Source organism: Thermoplasmatales archaeon, from assembly GCA_014361245.1.
Classification (GTDB): domain Archaea; phylum Thermoplasmatota; class E2; order UBA202; family JdFR-43; genus JACIWB01.
Window position 1 is genome coordinate 1 of sequence record JACIWB010000008.1, and the last position, 17,611, is coordinate 17,611.

21 protein-coding genes and 3 tRNA genes are annotated in these 17,611 nt (G+C 35.4%); 21 read left to right on the forward strand and 3 right to left on the reverse strand.

What is annotated here, in order from left to right; genetic code table 11:
• Positions 1 to 572 precede the first annotated feature (572 nt).
• Genes H5T45_02305 through H5T45_02380 form a run of 16 tightly spaced genes read left to right on the forward strand, consistent with a single transcriptional unit; the run spans position 573 to position 10,512 of the window.
• Positions 573 to 1,073 carry a Na+/H+ antiporter subunit E gene (locus tag H5T45_02305; protein MBC7128551.1) on the forward strand — a complete coding sequence of 167 codons (501 nt, stop codon included), beginning with the start codon at positions 573 to 575 and terminating at the stop codon, positions 1,071 to 1,073.
• The gene (locus H5T45_02310) at positions 1,049 to 1,327 is read left to right on the forward strand and encodes a cation:proton antiporter (protein MBC7128552.1); all 279 of its coding nucleotides are present in this window, start codon (positions 1,049 to 1,051) and stop codon (positions 1,325 to 1,327) included. The genes H5T45_02305 and H5T45_02310 overlap by 25 nt, the downstream gene beginning before the upstream one ends.
• A complete protein-coding gene (locus tag H5T45_02315; protein ID MBC7128553.1) occupies positions 1,324 to 1,680 on the forward strand; it encodes a monovalent cation/H(+) antiporter subunit G in 357 nt (118 codons plus the stop codon). The genes H5T45_02310 and H5T45_02315 overlap by 4 nt, the downstream gene beginning before the upstream one ends.
• The gene (locus tag H5T45_02320) at positions 1,673 to 1,921 is read left to right on the forward strand and encodes a DUF4040 domain-containing protein (GenBank protein MBC7128554.1); all 249 of its coding nucleotides are present in this window, start codon (positions 1,673 to 1,675) and stop codon (positions 1,919 to 1,921) included. Before H5T45_02315 ends, H5T45_02320 begins: the two co-directional genes overlap by 8 nt.
• A complete protein-coding gene (locus H5T45_02325; protein MBC7128555.1) occupies positions 1,918 to 2,397 on the forward strand; it encodes a hypothetical protein in 480 nt (159 codons plus the stop codon). Before H5T45_02320 ends, H5T45_02325 begins: the two co-directional genes overlap by 4 nt.
• Complete coding sequence (locus H5T45_02330) at positions 2,394 to 2,861, forward strand: sodium:proton antiporter (GenBank protein ID MBC7128556.1); 468 nt, start codon at positions 2,394 to 2,396, stop codon at positions 2,859 to 2,861. Before H5T45_02325 ends, H5T45_02330 begins: the two co-directional genes overlap by 4 nt.
• The gene (locus H5T45_02335; protein MBC7128557.1) at positions 2,858 to 3,226 is read left to right on the forward strand and encodes an NADH-quinone oxidoreductase subunit K; all 369 of its coding nucleotides are present in this window, start codon (positions 2,858 to 2,860) and stop codon (positions 3,224 to 3,226) included. The genes H5T45_02330 and H5T45_02335 overlap by 4 nt, the downstream gene beginning before the upstream one ends.
• A complete protein-coding gene (locus H5T45_02340; protein ID MBC7128558.1) occupies positions 3,223 to 4,767 on the forward strand; it encodes an NADH:ubiquinone oxidoreductase in 1,545 nt (514 codons plus the stop codon). The genes H5T45_02335 and H5T45_02340 overlap by 4 nt, the downstream gene beginning before the upstream one ends.
• Positions 4,768 to 5,094, forward strand: coding sequence for a hydrogenase (locus H5T45_02345; protein MBC7128559.1), 327 nt, complete (start codon positions 4,768 to 4,770; stop codon positions 5,092 to 5,094). It begins immediately after the preceding gene.
• The gene (locus tag H5T45_02350; GenBank protein ID MBC7128560.1) at positions 5,031 to 5,516 is read left to right on the forward strand and encodes an NADH-quinone oxidoreductase subunit B family protein; all 486 of its coding nucleotides are present in this window, start codon (positions 5,031 to 5,033) and stop codon (positions 5,514 to 5,516) included. Before H5T45_02345 ends, H5T45_02350 begins: the two co-directional genes overlap by 64 nt.
• On the forward strand, positions 5,513 to 6,025 hold the full coding sequence (locus H5T45_02355) for an NADH-quinone oxidoreductase subunit C (protein ID MBC7128561.1): 513 nt from the start codon (positions 5,513 to 5,515) through the stop codon (positions 6,023 to 6,025). The genes H5T45_02350 and H5T45_02355 overlap by 4 nt, the downstream gene beginning before the upstream one ends.
• A gap of 3 nt (positions 6,026 to 6,028) precedes the next feature.
• On the forward strand, positions 6,029 to 7,243 hold the full coding sequence (locus H5T45_02360) for a nickel-dependent hydrogenase large subunit (protein ID MBC7128562.1): 1,215 nt from the start codon (positions 6,029 to 6,031) through the stop codon (positions 7,241 to 7,243).
• Positions 7,240 to 8,253, forward strand: a complete 1,014-nt coding sequence (locus H5T45_02365) for an NADH-quinone oxidoreductase subunit H (GenBank protein ID MBC7128563.1) — start codon at positions 7,240 to 7,242, stop codon at positions 8,251 to 8,253. Before H5T45_02360 ends, H5T45_02365 begins: the two co-directional genes overlap by 4 nt.
• 4 nt (positions 8,254 to 8,257) lie before the next feature.
• Complete coding sequence (locus H5T45_02370) at positions 8,258 to 8,656, forward strand: 4Fe-4S binding protein (protein ID MBC7128564.1); 399 nt, start codon at positions 8,258 to 8,260, stop codon at positions 8,654 to 8,656.
• A 53-nt stretch (positions 8,657 to 8,709) separates the two neighbouring features.
• Positions 8,710 to 9,483 (forward strand): 3-hydroxy-5-phosphonooxypentane-2,4-dione thiolase, encoded by a 774-nt coding sequence (lsrF, locus tag H5T45_02375; GenBank protein ID MBC7128565.1) that lies wholly within the window; start codon positions 8,710 to 8,712, stop codon positions 9,481 to 9,483.
• A 9-nt stretch (positions 9,484 to 9,492) separates the two neighbouring features.
• Entirely contained in the window at positions 9,493 to 10,512 is a 1,020-nt protein-coding gene (locus H5T45_02380; GenBank protein MBC7128566.1) for an alcohol dehydrogenase catalytic domain-containing protein, read from the forward strand.
• Positions 10,513 to 10,752: 240 nt separating this feature from the next.
• Here H5T45_02380 and H5T45_02385 read toward each other — a convergent pair.
• Together H5T45_02385 and H5T45_02390 are read right to left on the reverse strand one after the other, a co-directional pair.
• Positions 10,753 to 10,827 (reverse strand) — tRNA-Glu (locus tag H5T45_02385).
• Between the two features lie 3 nt (positions 10,828 to 10,830).
• Positions 10,831 to 10,903, reverse strand: a tRNA-Gln gene (locus H5T45_02390).
• Between the two features lie 40 nt (positions 10,904 to 10,943).
• Between H5T45_02390 and gatD the strand changes: the two genes are divergently transcribed.
• The 5 genes from gatD to H5T45_02415 all read left to right on the forward strand — a co-directional run bounded on the left by gatD (position 10,944) and on the right by H5T45_02415 (position 16,797).
• A complete protein-coding gene (gatD, locus tag H5T45_02395) occupies positions 10,944 to 12,188 on the forward strand; it encodes a Glu-tRNA(Gln) amidotransferase subunit GatD (protein ID MBC7128567.1) in 1,245 nt (414 codons plus the stop codon).
• Positions 12,189 to 12,222: 34 nt separating this feature from the next.
• Complete coding sequence (locus H5T45_02400) at positions 12,223 to 12,456, forward strand: hypothetical protein (protein ID MBC7128568.1); 234 nt, start codon at positions 12,223 to 12,225, stop codon at positions 12,454 to 12,456.
• A gap of 8 nt (positions 12,457 to 12,464) precedes the next feature.
• Positions 12,465 to 14,342 carry a DNA topoisomerase (ATP-hydrolyzing) subunit B gene (gyrB, locus tag H5T45_02405; GenBank protein MBC7128569.1) on the forward strand — a complete coding sequence of 626 codons (1,878 nt, stop codon included), beginning with the start codon at positions 12,465 to 12,467 and terminating at the stop codon, positions 14,340 to 14,342.
• A gap of 34 nt (positions 14,343 to 14,376) precedes the next feature.
• Complete coding sequence (gene gyrA, locus H5T45_02410) at positions 14,377 to 16,710, forward strand: DNA gyrase subunit A (GenBank protein ID MBC7128570.1); 2,334 nt, start codon at positions 14,377 to 14,379, stop codon at positions 16,708 to 16,710.
• Between the two features lies 1 nt (position 16,711).
• Positions 16,712 to 16,797 (forward strand) — tRNA-Ala (locus H5T45_02415).
• On the opposite strand, the gene H5T45_02420 is transcribed toward H5T45_02415, so the two are convergent.
• Entirely contained in the window at positions 16,798 to 17,328 is a 531-nt protein-coding gene (locus H5T45_02420; GenBank protein MBC7128571.1) for an epoxyqueuosine reductase QueH, read from the reverse strand.
• Between the last annotated feature and the right edge of the window lie 283 nt (positions 17,329 to 17,611).

The following is a 17,611-nucleotide window of genomic DNA, read 5'->3' on the forward strand; positions in this document are numbered from 1 at the left end:
TCCCATCCCATTTTAATCAAAAAAATGATGGGATCCTCTCTTTATTTTTTTATAAATTTTTCAGGCTACGAGTTATACCAAAAATGGTTAGCCTTTTATATGATGAAGCCTAATCTGTATCCGCCAATATCAACTAAAAGAAAAATCTATCTTTATTATGGAAAGAAGATTTTTAAATATAATATTTTCTTGTATCTTTCAAGATTTTCCTTAATAGAAATTGCAATGGTTCTTCATAGATGAAACAATGTTGACAGTGGTAGAACTGATGGAATACCTTGTATCTAATGTTGAGGAGATAGGTTTTCGGCATTAGGTTATTTCTGGAGGAATTATAAATTATTCAGGAGGAGTTATATTGCCAATAAAATATAGAACAAAAATTTTTTGAGATTTATTCTAGTGTTAATTGAGTTTTTGTGATACCAAAATTGAATGGCATAGAAATAACACATAAAATTAAGCGGGTGTATAAACAATTAGGCAAGGGACAAATGAATATATATAAACATTTAAAAATTTTATCAACATTTTAAGAAATTTTTAAATATTCAATTCCTATATCCCTTTTGATGCGTGCATTCATCGCAACATCGATATTTTGCTTTATAATCTGGCTTTTGCTCACATACGGCGGCTCAATCTGGGGGGTTGATGAAATAGTTGCTGGGGTAATTTTTTCTTTAATATGCGGTTTTGTAGCGAGAAAAATTTTTGTAAAGGAATTTAAACTTGCAAGTCCAAAAAGATGGGCTTTTATCATTGCTTATTTACCCCGCTTCTTTTATGAGATGGCAAAAGCAAATTTTGATGTTGCGTATCGTGTTATAACAGGAAAAATAAATCCAGGCATAGTAAAAATATCTCCAAACTTAAAAAGTGATCTTTCATTGACCATATTGGCAAATTCAATTACTCTCACGCCGGGCACATTAAGCGTTGATGTTGATGATGAAAGAAATCTCTATGTGCACTGGATAAATGTTGATGAAAAAATTTTAGAAAAAATGCCTCGCGATTATAAACCAATTTGCTCAAATTTCCCAGAATGGGCAAGGAGGATAGGAGAATGAATGTATTCATGCTTTCATTGGTAATGATATTCATATCAATTGCAATAGCGATGATAAGGATTTTATTGGGCCCAACAATTCCAGATAGGGTTGTAGGGCTTGATACTATAAACACGCTTGTAATAGCTGGTATGATTTTATTTGGGGTAGCAACTGAAGATGTAATATACATTGATGTAGCAATAGTTTATGCATTGCTTTCCTACATCACAACCTTATTCATAGCAAAATATCTTGAAGGAGGGAAAATATGATATGGGAAATAATATACATATTACTTGCAATAGGAATAATATTCAATCTGCTTGCCTCAATTGGCTTAATTCGTTTTCCTGATGTATATACCCGCTTGCACGCTGGAACAAAATGCACAACTTTTGGAAGTATATTTATATGCCTTGCAGCAATTGTTTATGGCTTATGGAAATGGTATAATGGTTATGCAAGCATGATTATAATATCAATTCACTCATTTTTTGCCCTGATAGCAATATTGCTTACAAATCCAACTGGAGCACATGCAATAGCAAGAGCAGCACATAAAAGCGGAGTAAAGCCAAAAAAAGCGGTTGTTGACGATTTGGAGGAGAAAAATGAGCATGTTTGAAATAATTCTAATCCTTCTTTCAATTTCAACTGTCTCTTCAGCATTAATAGCAATATGGTTCAAAGATTTGCTCGCGAGCATTATTTCTCTTGCTGTCATGAGTCTGTTACTTTCTCTTTATTTCTACATCCTTCACGCTCCAGATGTTGCGATAGCGGAGGCGGGCGTTGGCGCCTGCCTTACAACAGCGATAATGATAATGGCGGTTAAAGCGACAAAGAGAATGGAGGATGAAAAATGAGGCGAGTAGCGATTGTTGCTTTTGCAATCTTTCTTTTATTCCTTTTCTTCTCTGCATATGAAATAAGGGATTTTGGAGAGCCAGCGGACACAAGAATGGACGACAGAATAATAGGAATGGCGAAAGAAGTTAAGATAGAAAGAAGCGATGAAGGAATAAATTTTCTGGTTGATGGAGAGGAAAAAACTTTGCAGGAAGGGACAAAAAACATTTCAATCGGCAATTTCACATTTTATATTGAAGGAGAAAAAATAAAAATAAGCATCTATAATGAAACAGTTGATGAAATAAATAAGGATGAACTTCCTTATCAAGAAATTTTCTGGATATATGGGGCGGTAAAGGAAACAGGAGCAAACAATGCTGTTACAAGCGTTGTATTTGATTACAGAGGGTATGATACTCTTGGAGAAGCAACAATTCTATTTGCGGCAATTGCAGGGGTTCTAACCCTTTTCAGGAGGGAGAAAAAATGAAAAAAGAAGAAATGACTGTAATTGTTAAAACAATTGCTGGCTTGCTATTTCCAATTGCAATGATATTCTCCTTCTATGTGATAATGCATGGTCACCTCACGCCAGGCGGTGGCTTTCAAGGAGGGGCAATAGGTGCGTCGGCGGTTGCTTTGCTTGTTGTTGCTTTTGGAGTAAAATATGTTGAAAAAAAGAGTAGCGAGGAAAACATATCCACTTTTGAGAGTATGGGAGGAGCTATTTTTGTTCTTGTTGCACTTCTGGGTATTTTTATTTCTGCAACCTTTTTAACAAATTTCCTTGTTGGAAAAGAAATTTTTGGTAAAATACCGGGATGGGGTGAAGCACCTCTGAATAGTGGAGGAATTTTGCCAATTTTAAATATAGCTATTGGGATGAAGGTTATAGGCGGGTTATCTGCTGTTTTAATGATAATTGCCCTCGCCGCCAGGGAGGTGGAAGAATGATATACAACATTCCGTTTTTCACTGTAATTGCTCTGATTGCAATAGGTATGTATGCTGTAATTTTCAAAAGAAATCTTATAAAAATTGCAATAGGAATATCAATAATAGAAAGTGGGGTCAATCTATTTTTAATAACCCTTGGATATAGAGAAGGAGGAATTGCTCCGATATTTACAAACTTGCCACCTGATATAACTCCCGCTGATATACCTGAAAAAATGGTTATGCCAGTCCCTCAAGCATTAACTCTTACAAGTATTGTTATAGGAGTTGCAGTTCTTGCCCTAATTCTTGCATTTATAATGAGAATTTATAAGGAATATGGGACGCTTGATGCAAGGGAAGTAAGGAGGTTGAGAGAATGAACTGGCTTATAACACATTCACCCGCTCTGCTAATTCTTTTGCCATTGCTTGCGGCATTTTTGATGCCAATAATAGATAAAATAAATAAGAAAGCAAGAAATATTTTTGCCATACTCATCTTTATAATTGTAGAAATTCTGGTTATAATACTTGCTTTTGATATAATTAAAAATGGAATGCATGTATATGCAATAGGAGAAAAAAATCCCTTGCAGACAATACCAAGCCAGGCGGCGGTGCCCATAAGAATAGTTCTTCAAATAGATGCGATGGGCATATTTATGGGATTAATAAGTGCAACTGTTTGCTTGGCTGCATCTCTTTATTCTCTTGCATATATAGAAGAGGGGAAGGGCAAGGGAAAATTCTATACATTGCTTCTGCTAATTCTTGTCGGAATGCTTGGAATGGAATTTACAGGAGATATTTTCAATCTTTTTGTTTTTTATGAAATTCTTTCGATAGCATCAGCAGCCCTTATTGCTTATAGCAGAAAAGGGGAAGCAAGTGAAGGGGCTTTTAAATTTTTGGTGATATCAAGCATATCTGCTTTATTCATTTTGTTTTCAGTTGCCCTGTTTTATGGACAATATGACTTGCTAAATATAGCAGCTCTTGCAAAAAATATGAAATACACCCATCTTGATAAAATTGCCCTTGCTTTGCTTGTTTCTGCTTTTGCGATGAAATGCGGCTCCGTGCCAATGCATTTCTGGTGCCCTGATGCATATTCTGTTGCTCCTTCTTCAATAACTGCTACACTTGTTGCCGGCAGCCAGGCAAGCTTATATGCATTATTCAGAGTTTGCTTTACTCTTTATGGAGTTAAATTGGACCTACAGCTTATAGGAGGAGCATTGATTATTTTTGGATTACTTTCAATGTTTGTTGGAGTAACAATGGCAATTCCTCAGAAGGATATAAAGAGGCTCATGGCTTATCATGCAATAAGTCAAACAGGATATATGCTTCTTGGTGTTGGCGCTGGATTATATTTGCTTGGAAAACCTGAATTTGATAGCTATGGTATAAGGGCTATGGAAGGGGGAATCTTCCATATAATAAATCATGCAATGTATAAGGGATTACTATTCCTTACCGCAGGCGCAATATTTTATCGCTTAAAAACAAGAAATTTAAATGAGATGGGAGGGCTTGCTCATAAAATGAAATATACATCAATATTTTTCATAATAGGTGCTCTTGCAATAGCTGGTGTGCCACCATTTAATGGATTTGCCTCAAAATTAATAATATATGAATCTGTTTATAAAATAAGTCCTATACTCTCAATAATAGCAATGCTTGTTTCAATTTTAACCCTCGCATCTTTCGTAAAGGTATTTCACTCCGCCTTTATGGGACCAAAAATACATGATGTGGAGGAAGTTCCAAAAAGCATGCTTATTGGAATGTGTGTGCTTACTTTTGTTATAATATTTTTTGGGCTTTTCCCTGGCTTTATTGTTAATAATCTTGTTCATCCCGCGGCAATGGCTCTTGCAGAGCAGGCAAAATATCTGCAAGCAATAGGTGGTTAAATGTATGAAATAGCATGGCAACCAATAATATGGATAATATCCTTTGTTGTAATAGCAATAGTTGCCTATATAATAAGAGCGAGTGGAAAGGCTGATTACAAAGGAGGTGAGCAGGAAAAGCCATTTTTATCAGGAAATGAGGCGCCGAAGGAAGAAATGCATATAGGGGGAAGCAATATTTACTGGGGATTTCTTCATTCACTTGAAGGATATTATAATTCAATGAAAAAAATGCATAGCGGGATAATAAATGATTATGTCTCATGGTTTGTTCTTATAACCGCAATAATATTCATTTCGTTATTCTTAATGGAGGTGATAAAATGATTTCTAAATCCTTCAAGCGGGCTCTGTGGGTTTTTCATGTAAATAGTGGCTCATGCAATGGTTGCGATATTGAAATTATAGCTGCTCTTACCCCTCGCTATGATGTTGAGAGATTTGGAATAAAACTCGTTGCTTCCCCGCGCCATGCAGATGTCATTGCTTTTACTGGCCCTGTAACAAATGATATGGTTGATAAGGTTAAGAGAATATATGAGCAGACACCTGATCCAAAAGTTATTTTGGTTGTTGGTTCCTGCGGAATAAGTGGTGGAGTTTTTCATGAGTCATATCACCTTGCTGGTCCTATAGAAAAAATATTGCCTCAAGCTAAATGCTTTTATGTGCCAGGCTGTCCGCCTCGCCCTGAAGCAATAATCTATGGGGTTGTAAAAGCATGGGAATATCTGGAGGGGTTTGAATGAATGTTGATGAGATAATTCAAAAATTCAAGGAAAAAGGATACGAAGCATGGGTGAAAGAAAAGGAGGCGGGAGTGAAAATTAAGGCAAAAAAAGTGAGCATATGGGTGAGTGTTGATAGGGAAAAAATAAGAGAGGCGATAGAGTTAATGATAAATATATCTGACGATTTTCCCCATTTCAGTATTATATCTGCAAGTGATTTAGGAAATGATATTGAGTTAAATTATCACTTTACCGTTGATTATGGAAAAAATATGGAGGAAAAGATAGTTTCATTTAAAGTTATTATACCAAAAAAGGATTTGAGAATAAAATCAATAACACCCCTTATTCCCTCAGCAATATTTTCAGAAAGAGAAATAAAGGAAATGATGGGTGTTGAAATAGAAGAAATACCAGATGGAAGGCATATGTTCCTTACAAAAGACTTTCCAGATGGAGTGTATCCATGGAGAAGAGATGAAACATCACCAAAAGAAACAAATAAACTTTATGAGAATTGGAGGTGAGAAATGAAATATGAAGTTCCTGTTGGACCAATACATCCTGCATTGAAGGAGCCAATTCTTTTAAGATTTACTCTTGAAGGTGAAAAAATAGTTGATGTTGATGTGATTGCAAGCCAGAACCATAGAGGAGTTGAATGGATAGGAATGAATAGAAATAATCCAATACAAAGCATATATCTTGCAGAAAGGGTTTGTGGAATATGCAATTTTTGCCATCCTTCATGTCTTGTTATGGCAGTTGAAGAAATTGCGGGAATAGAAGTTCCAGAGAGAGCAGAGTATATAAGAGTAATACAGGCTGAGCTTGAGAGGATACACAGCCACTTGCTATGGGCTGGCGTCGCCGCCCATGAACTTGGTTTTGATTCATTGCTTCATTATGTCTGGATGGTAAGAGAAAAGGTAATGGATATTCTTGAAATAGTAAACGGGAATAGAGTAACAAAATCAATAATTATGTATGGAGGGGTTAGGAGGGATATTAAGGAGGAGCATATACCAAAAATAAGGGAAATGATAGATTATTACAGGCAGGGATTTAAAAAGATTGCAAAATTATTTTTGGAGGATAAAACAATAAAGATGAGGACAAGAGAAATTGGCGTGCTTACCAAGGAAGATGCTATAAAGCTATCTGCTGTTGGACCAACTACAAGAGCAAGTGGTGTAAAGAAGGATGTTCGCCAGGACATGCCTTACTTTGCTTATTCCGATTTTGAAGTTAAAGCAATAACACCTGATTTAATCACTGGCGAAATAATTGGAGATACATATGATAGAATTGTTGTAAGATTGCTTGAAGTTAGGCAGTCACTTGATATAATAGAGAAAGCAATTGAGGAAATGCCAAAGGGAGAAATATTATCGGAGCAGAAGGTTATTAAAATTTTAGCCCAGATAAAGAAAAGCGAGGGCGAGGCAGTTGCAAGATATGAAGCACCGAGAGGGGAGGATATACATTATGTAAAATTAAAAAGCAATTTTGAACAACTTTATTCATGGAAAATCAGGGCACCGACTTATATTAATATTCTTTCATGGCGCCCGATGTTGCTTGATATGCAGATTGCGGACATACCAATTGTTGCCGCATCAATCGACCCTTGCATGTCATGTACAAATAGGATCATTGTTGTAAAAAATAATAAGGAAAAAATTTTAACAGCGGAAGAACTTCATGAATTATCCGTGAAAAAAACGAGGAGGATGATGAGATGATTGAAAAAATATTTTTTGCGGTTATAGGATGTATTTTTATTGCCTTAATTTCAATATTTTTTGGTCTGCTTTTCAAAGGTATAGACCGCAAGATTGTTGCTAGGATGCAGAAAAGAGTTGGTCCGCCAATAAGGCAACCATTTCTGGATGTTGCAAAATTGATGACAAAAGAAAATATTGTTCCAGAAAATGCTGTAAGATGGATGTATAATCTGGCTCCCCTAGTATGTCTTGCATCAAGTATTCTACTCCTGCTTTACATTCCTATTCCAGGACTTGAAAAAATACAACTCAATGGAGAAAATGATATAATCTTAGTAGTTTATATTTTCATAATCCCAGCTCTTGCAATGGTGGCTGGTGGTTTTTCAAGCGGCTCGCCATTCGCCACCATAGGGGCGCAGAGAGAGATGGTAACGATGATATCTTATGAATTCCCTCTTGCCATAAGTGTAGTTGCGATTGCATGGAAGTTATCAACAATTTTTTCTGAAAATGTTTTCACAATTTCTTTTATTTCCAGTAATCCAGTGTTTAATAATGTTGGTTTGATTGGATTTATAGGTTTAATAATATTGCTTTTCTCCCTAATAATTGTAATACCTGGGGAAGTTGCAAAAATTCCTTTTGATGTTGCTGAAGCGGAAACAGAAATTGCTCAGGGTTTGGTTGTAGAATATTCTGGAAGAAATCTTGCATTATTTTATATGGCCGATGGTGTAAGAATTTTTGCAATGGCTTCTCTTGTTGTAAATATATTTTTCCCTTATAATATTTCAAATATAGTTGGCTTGACAGGTTATCTTGCCACAATTTCAGATTTTCTGTTTTTCCTTCTTAAAGTATTTTTATTGATATTTTTCTCTATTACAATGATTAGAGCAGGAATGGCAAGGTTAAGAATAACCCAGGTAGTTACTTCCTATTGGGTAACAATAACTTTAATATCTCTAATTGGATTATTATTGCTCATATGGGACAATCAGTTTGCAATATCTTTGCCATGGTGAGAAAATGTTTCCAATGCTAAAACAGCTAATAAGGCAAATGTTTGAAAAACCATTTACAAATAAATTCCCTGCAAAATATGCTCCAAAAAGCGTAAAAAATTTTTTGGAGAAAGTAAATGAAGGAAAAATAAAGATAAATCCACCTGTTGAAGTTCCAGAAGATTTTAGAGGAAAAATAGTTTATGAAAAGGAAAAATGTATTGGATGTAAAACATGCATAAAAGTATGTCCTGCAAAAGCAATTGAATTTAAAGAAAATGAAAAGAAAATAAGAATATATGTTGGGAGATGCATATTCTGTAGCCAGTGCAATGATGTTTGTCCGGTGAACTGTTTGCATATGAGCAAGGAATTCTTACTTGCAAGCGATAACAAAGCGGGAGAGAATTTAATTGTTGAATGAATTATCGTTTTAATCATGGGGCAAAACTTTTATAACATTTATATTTCCTTTTCATGGACTGGGGACTTAAAAACAGACTTTCTAGAATAATAAAGGGAGATAATAGAACAGTTATGCTTGCCGTTGACCACGGCTATTTTATGGGTCCAACAACTGGCTTGGAAAATCTTGGAAAAACAGTTTCTCCTTTGCTTCCATATACAGATAGTTTAATGCTAACAAGAGGTGCTTTAAGGAGATATATATCTCCAGAGATTGATATTCCAATTGTTCTTCGCATCTCTGGGGGAACAAGCATATTAAATAAAAATTTGCTTCATGAAGGTATAATAACATCGATGAAGGATGCAATAAGATTAAATGTTGCTGGCGTGGCTTTTTCCATTCTTGTAGGCGCAGAATTTGAGAGAGATACATTACTCAGTTTTGCAAAAGTAGTTGATGAAGCTGAAGAATATGGAATTCCTGTTGTTGCAGTTACTGCTGTGGGGAGAGAAATGGGAAAGGATGCAAAATATCTCAGCCTTGCTTCAAGAATAGCTGCTGAATTCGGTGCTCACATAGTTAAAACATATTATTGCGAGAACTTTGAAAAAGTTGTTGAAACTTGCCCCGTGCCAACAGTTATTGCTGGCGGCAAGAAAATCCCAGAAAAGGAGGCGCTTGAAATGACATATAATGCAATTCAGGCGGGGGCGGCGGGCGTCGACATGGGAAGGAATATTTTCCAGTCATCAAATCCCGTGGGAATGATAAAGGCGGTTAGAGCCATTGTTCATGAAAATGCGAATGTAAAGGAAGCATATGAAATATTTGAAGAAGGTTAGGTGTTTTTGATGCGCGTAGGGATGTATTATAGCAATAAGGATGTCAGAGTAGAGGAAATGCCAACTCCAGAAATAGGGGATAGAGAAATTCTTGTAAAAGTAAGAGCGAGCGGTATATGTGGAAGCGATGTAATGGAATGGTACAGGATAAAAAAAGCCCCTCGCGTTTTAGGACATGAAATAACTGGGGATATTGTTAAAGTGGGGAAGAATGTTAAAAAATTTAAGGTAGGGGATAGAGTATTTGTTTCCCATCATGTTCCATGCAATAAATGCAAATATTGCTTGGAAGGAGAGCACACAATCTGCGATACCCTCCGCTCAACAAATTTTGATCCAGGAGGATTTGCTGAATATATAAGGGTCCCTGAGATAAATGTTGATAGAGGGGTATTTATTCTTCCGGATGAAATTTCTTATGATGAAGGAGTATTTATTGAGCCACTGGCCTGTGTTGTAAGAGGATTTAAAATAGCTGATATAAGAGCAAATAAGACAATATTAATAGTAGGAAGTGGAATAGCAGGGTTACTTCAAATAAAGCTTGCAAAGGCATGGGGTGCGAAAAAAATAATAGCTGTCGATATAAATGATTATAGGTTAAAAAAAGCTGAAGAATTTGGAGCGGATTTGGCATTGAAGGCGGGAGAGGATATTGAGAAAAAAATAAGAGAATTTAATGACGGCTGGCTGGCGGACAAAGTTATTCTTTCTGCTGGTGCGGTAGATGCTTTTATTCAGGCATTGAAATGCGTTGAAAAAGGGGGGACGCTTTTACTTTTTGCCCCTCTTAAGCCAGATAAAGAAATACCCATCAATATTTTTGATATATGGAATAGAGGAATAAGAATAGTTTCCTCGTACGCGGGTTCGCCCGCTGACATATATGAAGCAATAGAAATTTTAAAAAATAAAAAAATAGAAGTGGAAGATATGATAACTCACAGGCTTAGCCTAGATGAAATTCAAAAAGGTTTCAACCTTGTTGCTGAAGCAAAAGAATCAATAAAAGTGATAATTTATCCTTAATTTGAATTTATGCTGGATTTTCATTTATTTTTAAATTTTCGATGGATTAAAATGTTAATTACCTTTCCCTCTCACCCTTTTCTCTTTACTTAATCTTTTACAATCATTTTCTGGAGGAAAGCAATTCCTTATTCCTGTACAATGAATTATAATTGAATTAGAATCTATTTAGTTTCCTTAATTATTTATTATTGCCCCTGAGCTTTTTTCTAAAATTTTACTTTCTGAAATATTGAGGTATGCTCCCGTCGGGATTTGAACCCGAGTCTTCGGCTCGAAAGGCCGAAATGATTGTCCGGGCTACACTACGGGAGCATGTAGCCCCGGGCAGATTCGAACTGCCGTCGGCGGGTCCAAAGCCCGCCATGCTTGACCGCTACACCACGGGGCTAAATTGCATGGTTTATATACAATCAAATATTTAACTTTTGATGGTTGAGCCAGGTGATTTGGTTGAGATAAGGAAAGGCGAAAAAATTTATAAAGGTATTGTTATGCCTCATCACTCTTTTAGCGGGAAGAATATAATGGTTATAAAACTTGAAAATGGATATAATGTTGGAATAAATATTAAGGGATGCGAGATAAAACTGATAGAAAAAGGGAGGAAAAAAGAAATTGAAAAAAGAGAAACTCCTTATTCAGAAGGAAAACCAGAAATTGCAATAATTGGAACAGGAGGGACAATAGCAAGTTATGTTGATTATGAAACTGGTGCGGTGCATCCCGCAACAACAGCTGAAGAAATTGCAATGAGCGCGCCAGAAATATTTGAAATATGTAATATAGAAGCAAAGATATTGTTTCAGAAATTCAGTGAAAATATAAAGCCAAAGGATTGGAGAAGAATAGCAAGGGAAGTTGCTAAATTTTTAAATTATGGAAAAAAAGGAGTCATAGTTACACATGGGACAGATACAATGTGCTATACTTCAGCCGCTCTTGCTTTCATGCTTAAAAATTTAAGCGGACCCGTTGTATTCACCGGCTCTCAGCGCTCTTCTGATAGACCGAGCAGTGATGCATTCCTTAATCTTATTTCCTCAGCAAAAGTTGCAACAACTGATTTGGGAGAAGTTGTTGTTGTTATGCATAGAAACATATCTGGGGAAATAGCAATTCATAGAGCAACAAAAGTAAGGAAAATGCATTCCTCGCGGAGAGATGCTTTTGTTTCAATAAATTCAAAGCCAATTGGTTATGTTGAAGAAAATGTAATTTTTAACCAGCCATATAATAGAATAAAAGAAGGAAAAGTTAAAGTTAAGGATGGATTAAATGAAAATGTATGCCTTATTTATTATTATCCTGGGATGAGGAAAGAATATTTTGAGAGAATAACAGATGGAAAAGATGGAGTTGTTATTGCTGGCACAGGACTGGGGCATGTAAATGATGAAATAATAAAGTCAATAAAAAAAATAACTTCAAAAGGAATTCCTGTTGTTATGACAACTCAATGTTTATGGGGAAGTGTAAATTTAAATGTTTATGCTACTGGAAGGAAGTTGATTAAAGCAGGGGTTATTGATGGAAAGGATATGCTTCCAGAAGTAGCATATATAAAACTGATGTGGGTTTTAAAAAATGAGAAAAATGTAAAGGAGGCAATGCAAAGTAATATTGCGGGAGAAATATCAGAGAAAAGAAGCGTTGATGATTTCCTGAGTAAATGATAAAATTTATATTCATATTTATATTCAATTTGGGATGGCGATGAATGAAGAAGAAATAAGAAGAGAAAGGATAAGAAGCCTTATAACGCCTGATGTTGTTGTTTGTAAGGACTGCAGGGAAAGATATAAAGAAGAGGTATCTTGCTCTATATGTGGAAAAAATATGCTTGATCCAAATTATAAAGGGCTTGTTTATGAGTGTCCTGTCTGTGGAAAGCTTTATTGTCAGGATTGCTGGGTTAAAATAGAAGAAAGGAAAATCCATTAGATTTTAAGATGGTAGCGGAAGAATATGGAATAGATAAGATTAAAGTACTTGATGGCTTAGAGGCGGTCAGGAAAAGACCAGCAATGTATATTGGCTCAACAGATGAAAGAGGGCTCCATCATTTAGTTGAGGAAGTTGTTGATAATTCTGTTGATGAGGCAATTGCTGGATACTGCAATAAAATAGATGTTGTAATCCATAGGGATGGAAGTATAAGCGTTGAAGATAATGGAAGAGGAATTCCAGCAGAAATACATGCTGAATACGGGCTATCAGGAATAGAAGTGGTTATGACAAAGCTCCATGCGGGAGGAAAGTTTGAAAAAGGGGCGTATAAGGTGGCGGGCGGACTGCATGGGGTGGGGGTGAGTGTGGTTAATGCTCTTTCTGAATGGCTTGAAGTGGAAGTAAGAAGGAATGGGAAAATTTACAGGCAGCGCTATCATAGGGGGAAGCCATTTAAGCCAGTTGAAATTGTTGGAGAGGCAAATGAAACTGGAACAAAAGTTTCTTTTCTGCCAGACGCAGAAATTTTTGGAAATCTTGCATTTGATTATCATACAATCCGGAGAAGATTGCAGGAAATAGCATTTTTGAATAGGGATTTAAGAATAAGAATTTTTGATGAGAGGGATGGAAGAGAAGATGTTTTTCAATATAAGGGAGGAATTTGTGAATTTATTGAACATTTGAACAAGAATAAAAATTCAATTCATCCAGTGATTTATTTTAATGGAAAAAGAGAGGATGTGGAAATTGAAATAGCATTTCAATATAATGATGGCTATACAGAAAATATATTAACATTTGTGAATAACATAAATACAAAAGAAGGAGGAACACATTTATCTGGCTTTAGATCAGCTCTTACAAGAGTTTTGAATGAATATGGCAAAAAGAATTTTTTCAAAAACAATGAAACATTTAATGGAGAGGATGTGAGGGAGGGTTTAACTGCTATAATAGCATGCAAAATTGAAAATCCCCAGTTTGAAGGGCAGACAAAAACAAAGCTGGGAAATAGTGAGGTAAAGGGAATTGTTGAAACAATGTTTTATGAAAAATTGATGGCCTATCTTGAGGAAAATCCATCGATTGCAAGGAAAATAATAGAAAAAGTTTTACAGACAGCAAGGGCGAGGGAGGCGGCGAGAAAAGCAAAAGAACTTGCAAGGAAAAAAAATTATATTGAGTCATTAACTTTGCCAGGCAAACTGGCGGACTGTGTTGAGGATGACCCGGATAAATGCGAGCTTTTCATAGTAGAAGGGGATTCTGCTGGTGGTTCTGCGAAGCAGGGGCGAGATAGAAAGTTTCAGGCAATTCTGCCGTTGAAGGGTAAAATATTGAATGTTGAGAAATCAACTTTTGAAAAGTTGCTCGGAAATGAGGAAATAAAGGCAATGATCTCTGCCATCGGAACTGGCATAGGAAATGAATTTGATATAAGGAAAATAAATTACAAAAAGATCATCATAATGACTGATGCGGATGTTGATGGTGCTCACATAAGAACGCTTCTTCTTACATTCTTCTTCAGATATATGCGGGAGCTAATTGAGAACGGATATATTTACATTGCACAGCCACCCCTTTACAGAATTAAGAAAGGAAGTGAGGAATACTATGCATACAGTGAAGAGGAAATGAGGAATATAGCAGGCAATGGAGCAACCATACAGCGCTATAAAGGTCTGGGAGAAATGAACCCAGAGCAGTTATGGGAAACAACAATGAATCCTTCGAAGAGAATACTGAAAAAAGTTGAAATAGAAGATGCAATAAAAGCAAATGAAATATTTACAATTCTGATGGGTAAAAATGTTGAGGAAAGAAGGGAATTCATAAAAAAGCATGCAAAGGAAGTGATGAACCTTGATATCTGATGAAAGAGTTTTTATAAGGGCTATTGAAGAAGAGATGAAAACTTCTTACCTAGACTACTCAATGAGTGTAATAATAGGAAGAGCCTTGCCAGATGTTAGAGATGGGTTAAAGCCAGTTCATAGGAGAATACTATACTCAATGAATGAAATGGGTTTGAGGCATAACAAGCCCTACAGAAAATCAGCGAGAATAGTTGGAGATGTTCTTGGTAAATATCATCCTCACGGTGACAAGGCAGTTTATGATGCATTGGTGAGAATGGCTCAACCTTTTTCAATGAGATACCCTCTTATAGATGGGCAGGGAAACTTTGGAAGCATTGACGGCGATGAACCGGCGGCGATGAGATATACGGAGGCAAGGCTTACGAGAATAAGTGAGGAAATGCTTAAGGACATAGATAAGGATACTGTTACATGGCGAGATAATTTTGATAGCACCTTAAAAGAGCCTGAATTTTTGCCATCTCTATTGCCAAATCTGCTTGTAAATGGCTCAACTGGAATAGCGGTTGGGATGGCAACTGAAATTCCACCCCATAACTTAAATGAGATTGTTGACGCAATAATGGCAATAATTGATAATCCTGATATAACAATTGAAGAATTATTTAAATATGTAAGAGGGCCGGATTTTCCAACAGGGGGGATAGTTTATGGAAGGAATGCAATATTGAATGCTTACAAAAATGGGCAAGGTATCATAAAAATAAGGGCAAAAACAAAAATTGAGGAGGACAGCATAATAATAAATGAACTTCCATATGGGGTAAATAAATCAAAATTGATTAAAGATATTGCAAATTTGGTTAAAAAGGGAAAAATAGAAGGAATTGCTGAATTGAGAGATGAGTCAGATAGAAGCGGATTAAGGATATTTATAAGAGTTAAAAAGGGTATTGATGCTGAGGTTGTGATGAATCAACTTTTCAAGCATACACAGCTTGAAAAGTCATATGGAATTTTAAACATTGCAATTGTAGATGGTATTCCAAAAATATTGAATTTGAAAGAGATGATTCTTGAGTATATAAAACACAGAAAAAATATAATAACAAAGAGATGTGAATATGAGCTTAAAAAAGCGGAAGAAAGAAAGCATATTCTTGAAGGACTTGCAAAAGCACTTGAAAATATAGATACCATAGTTGATATTATAAAAAAATCAAAAGATAGTAAGGAGGCGATGGAAAATCTGATAAAAGAGTTTAATTTTTCTCAAATACAGACAAAAGAGATTATATCTATGCCACTGTCAAAATTAACTTCTTTTGAAACAGATGAAATAAAGAAGGAAAAGATTGAGAAGGAAAATGAGGTTGAGAAGCTTAAAAAAATTCTTGGAGATGAGAATGAGATATATAAAATAATTAAGGAAGAACTTTCTTATTTAAAAAAGATGTATGGTGATGAAAGGAGAACTGAAATAGTTGAGGAGATGGGTGAATTTGATAGAGAAGATTTTATTCCCGAAGAAAATGTTGTTATAATTTTAACTGATAGAGGGTATATCAAGAGGGTGAAACTGGATGATTATAAAAGGCAGAGGAGAGGGGGAAAGGGAATTCTGGGGATGAGGGTAAAGGAAGAAGACGCAGTTTATAAAACAGTTATCTCATCAACACATGATATATTATTTTTCTTTTCATCTGATGGAAAAATATATAAGAAGAAGGCCTATGAAATTCCTCCAGGAGATAGATATTCAAAGGGAAGGGCAATAGCAAATATACTTCAATCAAATGAAATAAGAGAAATTTTACCTGTAAAAAGTTTTGATGATTACCTCGTCTTTGCTACAAAAAAAGGAATTGTTAAGAAAACATCTCTTAAAAAATTCATAAATATAAGGAGAAATGGATTGATTGCAATAAAACTTAAGGATGATGAAATCATAGGTGTTAAAATTTTAAAGGAAAATGATAAAATAGTTTTATCAACAAAAAATGGATATGCATGTGTTTTTAATGAAAAGGATATCAGGGCAATGGGAAGAAATGCAAGAGGGGTAAGAGGAATAAAATTAAGGGATGGTGACGAAGTTATATCTCTTGAAATAGGAAAAGATGATTTACTTACAGTAACTGAAAAAGGATACGGAAAGAGAACAAGTATAAGCGAGTATAGGACGACAAAAAGAGGGGCTAAAGGAGTAATTACAATAAAAATTATTGAGAAAAATGGTAAGGTGGTGAGTGTTTTATCTGTAAAGGATGAGGATGAAATTTTAATATCCACTTCTCAGGGAATGGTTGAGAGAATAAAGGTTTCAGATATAAGAAAGCAGGGAAGAAACACAATCGGAGTAAGATTGATGAAGCTGGATGAGGGGGATAAAATAAGGAGTGTATCCAAAATAAACTTTTAATGGGCCGGTGGATCAGAGGAAGATCGCCTGCTTCGCAAGCAGGAGGCCGCGGGTTCGAAATGCGCCACGAAAATCCCGCCCGGTCCATTAATCTTCTTTAAATCTTTCCCACTCGCTTATTAAGCATCCGCAATATTTTTGAGTGTAGAGCCCATAAACTTTTATAATTGCTCTTGCCTCGCCTGCTCCTTCTCTGAAATCTTTATAGTAAAACTTAATACCATATTTTTCTCCTATTTTCTCGCCCACTCTTTTTATTTCATTATGATATTGATTATGGGAAGAGAGCAGTGTTGTTGAAAAAGCATCAAAGGAATTATTTTTTGCATATTCTGCAGTTTTATTCAATCTGTATTCATAGCAATTTATGCACCTATCCGGTCGCTCAAAATTTTTTATTTGTTTCAGATAATCTTTAAAGTCATATTCTCCATAAATTATTTCAACATTTTCAATTTTTGAATATTTAATCAAAGCATCTTTCCTTGCTTTATATTCCATATAGGGATGTATATTTGGATTATACCAATAACCAATAACTTCATGTTCTTCCTCTCTCATTTTTTTATGTGGATATGCAAAACAGGGAGCACAGCATATATGCACTAAAATTTTCATAATATTAAACTTTTTAAAAATTTAATTTTAACTATCGAGAACACTTCAAAAAATTCTCGCCCCTGGATTGTAAATGGCTAAAATGCAGTTAAAACATTTCCAGAATCTCTTCAATCTTGCTTTGAGGATGTTTTTTAATGCCCATCTATATTGGAGCCCTATCTTAATTAGTGGCTTATTCTCGCGATAAACCAAGAAGCTATTGACAAATTTTATTACATCTATTACCATGCAACGCCTGTATTTTCTGGAATTAGTAAATAATTGGGCAGATTTATGATAC

Excerpts from the sequence above, each read along its gene's own strand:
- H5T45_02305 (MBC7128551.1), top strand. The coding sequence starts at position 573 with ATGCGTGCATTCATCGCAACATCGATATTTTGCTTTATAATCTGGCTT.
- H5T45_02310 (MBC7128552.1), top strand. The coding sequence starts at position 1,049 with ATGGGCAAGGAGGATAGGAGAATGAATGTATTCATGCTTTCATTGGTA.
- H5T45_02315 (MBC7128553.1), top strand. The coding sequence starts at position 1,324 with ATGATATGGGAAATAATATACATATTACTTGCAATAGGAATAATATTC.
- H5T45_02320 (MBC7128554.1), top strand. The coding sequence starts at position 1,673 with ATGTTTGAAATAATTCTAATCCTTCTTTCAATTTCAACTGTCTCTTCA.
- H5T45_02325 (MBC7128555.1), top strand. The coding sequence starts at position 1,918 with ATGAGGCGAGTAGCGATTGTTGCTTTTGCAATCTTTCTTTTATTCCTT.
- H5T45_02330 (MBC7128556.1), top strand. The coding sequence starts at position 2,394 with ATGAAAAAAGAAGAAATGACTGTAATTGTTAAAACAATTGCTGGCTTG.
- H5T45_02335 (MBC7128557.1), top strand. The coding sequence starts at position 2,858 with ATGATATACAACATTCCGTTTTTCACTGTAATTGCTCTGATTGCAATA.
- H5T45_02340 (MBC7128558.1), top strand. The coding sequence starts at position 3,223 with ATGAACTGGCTTATAACACATTCACCCGCTCTGCTAATTCTTTTGCCA.
- H5T45_02345 (MBC7128559.1), top strand. The coding sequence starts at position 4,768 with ATGTATGAAATAGCATGGCAACCAATAATATGGATAATATCCTTTGTT.
- H5T45_02350 (MBC7128560.1), top strand. The coding sequence starts at position 5,031 with ATGGTTTGTTCTTATAACCGCAATAATATTCATTTCGTTATTCTTAAT.
- H5T45_02355 (MBC7128561.1), top strand. The coding sequence starts at position 5,513 with ATGAATGTTGATGAGATAATTCAAAAATTCAAGGAAAAAGGATACGAA.
- H5T45_02360 (MBC7128562.1), top strand. The coding sequence starts at position 6,029 with ATGAAATATGAAGTTCCTGTTGGACCAATACATCCTGCATTGAAGGAG.
- H5T45_02365 (MBC7128563.1), top strand. The coding sequence starts at position 7,240 with ATGATTGAAAAAATATTTTTTGCGGTTATAGGATGTATTTTTATTGCC.
- H5T45_02370 (MBC7128564.1), top strand. The coding sequence starts at position 8,258 with ATGTTTCCAATGCTAAAACAGCTAATAAGGCAAATGTTTGAAAAACCA.
- lsrF (MBC7128565.1), top strand. The coding sequence starts at position 8,710 with ATGGACTGGGGACTTAAAAACAGACTTTCTAGAATAATAAAGGGAGAT.
- H5T45_02380 (MBC7128566.1), top strand. The coding sequence starts at position 9,493 with ATGCGCGTAGGGATGTATTATAGCAATAAGGATGTCAGAGTAGAGGAA.
- gatD (MBC7128567.1), top strand. The coding sequence starts at position 10,944 with ATGGTTGAGCCAGGTGATTTGGTTGAGATAAGGAAAGGCGAAAAAATT.
- H5T45_02400 (MBC7128568.1), top strand. The coding sequence starts at position 12,223 with ATGGCGATGAATGAAGAAGAAATAAGAAGAGAAAGGATAAGAAGCCTT.
- gyrB (MBC7128569.1), top strand. The coding sequence starts at position 12,465 with ATGGTAGCGGAAGAATATGGAATAGATAAGATTAAAGTACTTGATGGC.
- gyrA (MBC7128570.1), top strand. The coding sequence starts at position 14,377 with ATGAAAACTTCTTACCTAGACTACTCAATGAGTGTAATAATAGGAAGA.
- H5T45_02420 (MBC7128571.1), bottom strand. The coding sequence starts at position 17,328 with ATGAAAATTTTAGTGCATATATGCTGTGCTCCCTGTTTTGCATATCCA.